This is a genomic window from Bartonella sp. AP57NXGY, assembly GCF_042195805.1.
Lineage (GTDB): Bacteria > Pseudomonadota > Alphaproteobacteria > Rhizobiales > Rhizobiaceae > Bartonella.
On the sequence record NZ_JBHIOZ010000041.1, the window covers coordinates 10,281 to 11,960 of the forward strand.

Annotated in this window: 1 protein-coding gene and 1 pseudogene; both read right to left on the minus strand. The window is 36.8% G+C overall.

The genetic code is table 11. The features are described 5' to 3' along the window. Positions 1-893: 893 nt before the first annotated feature. Positions 894-1,106, minus strand: a complete 213-nt coding sequence (locus ACFIL8_RS05610; RefSeq protein WP_375689093.1) for a hypothetical protein — start codon at positions 1,104-1,106, stop codon at positions 894-896. A gap of 287 nt (positions 1,107-1,393) precedes the next feature. Further along, a pseudogene (locus ACFIL8_RS05615) lies at positions 1,394-1,680 on the minus strand (hypothetical protein); the annotation flags it as partial.

A 1,680-nucleotide genomic window follows, 5' to 3' on the forward strand; every position in this document is an offset into this window, starting at 1 on the left:
CTCCACCGTTGTTGTTTTGAAATATCTGCGATTTGGGATAAGCAGAAGACAATATCCACACCTTGGATCCGGTAAAGTTTCCCATGGAGATTACCGAGATATTGTACATACTTATCATTTCATTGCACAAAAAATCGTGCTGCCGTTGCTTAAACTTTATATGATTTTCCGCAATGGGAATATCTTTCCAAGATTGAAAAAAAGCTTCGCTTTATATGACCACACCTCAAAATAGTATTTTTACGAGATAACAAAGAAAATTCTCTAATAAACTAGAAATCAACCCCCAATCGATTTCTATCTCTTCACCAATAACAATTGTTTATTGCCCTAACCGCATTATTTCACCTGTCACACGACCCAACATAGCTTTTACAGATAGATTTTCTTCCCCTTTTCCGAGAAACGATCTATGCTATTTTGGGATTTACTGCTAAATTGCGTATGCTTGCACTTTGAATACCTTTCTCTCACCATATAAAAGGTAGATAAAAAAATAATTTCGTTTATCAGCTTTATTTTAAAGACATACCTATTTTTTACAGGATACGTTTTCCTTTCTATCAGCCCTATCGCATTTAATACACTTGTCGTTTCTAAACATGAACAACCAAGCATCACAATGAAGCAATAGACACCCATCACTTTCATGGGCACTTGCATTGACAAGAGATAAACAAGAGCATTAATCACCACACACGGAACAAAAGTCTATAGAGACTACGCCATAGACTTTCGCCACGCAAGGGTTATTCTTAAAGCATATTTATGATGAGATAATCATTTATGACATCCTTTTTGTTACGCCAAAGAACGGGTTTTGCTAACGAGTTTTACTATTGTGCAAATTTTTCAAGAGAAATCCTCATTCGCTCATAGATGACAAGATTTCTTTATGGAGAGCGCACATGACGCTCAGCTTTGACCTTTTCCATAACAAGGGTAAGTTCAAACTTTAACCAACACGACAATACACCTACTCTAAACGATTTATGTACCACCTCATCGGCAACAGGCTGCTCCAATATTGGTGTATTTATCGGTGCACTTACTTGAGAATTTTTTGCATTTCCACGCACCGTAAAAAAAGAAAGTATTTTTATCATATTTAAATCCATTTCAGTTGATTTGGATTTTAAAAGTGCCCCAAAAAATCAAACAAAAATAGAGAGGTAAGTTACGAAAACTACAGGGTAAATTTTACTGCCCAAAATGTCTATTTTCCCCCGCCTGAACAGTCAGAGGAACACTATAAAAATTATTTTTATTGAAAAACAATTACTTATAATCTAGGGAAGAAAAGTAAAAATCTCCCCCAGAAAAAGAGATTACCTTCAAAATTATCAAAAAAAGCAGCACAATTTTAGTGATCTTTTTATTTTTTTTCTTTTGATCAAAGAGAGCTGGCAGGTGTCTTAGGCGCCCCTCCGGTAGGTTCCCAATTCGCAACAGCCGCTAATTCCTCAATAAGCTTCTCTCTTGGTAAATTATCATCATCCACCAACTTGTACTGAACGGCATGTTCACTAAGCCACTTTATAAGCGTTCCTTTAACAGTTTTACCACCCTCAGCCTCACTCACCGCTTCCCATGCCGCAACAATAGCAGCAAGCTTTGGAGCATAACGTGGATGCGTTGGATCTTGAAACGCATAATATTTCTGATCCTTAGTCTCAGCAG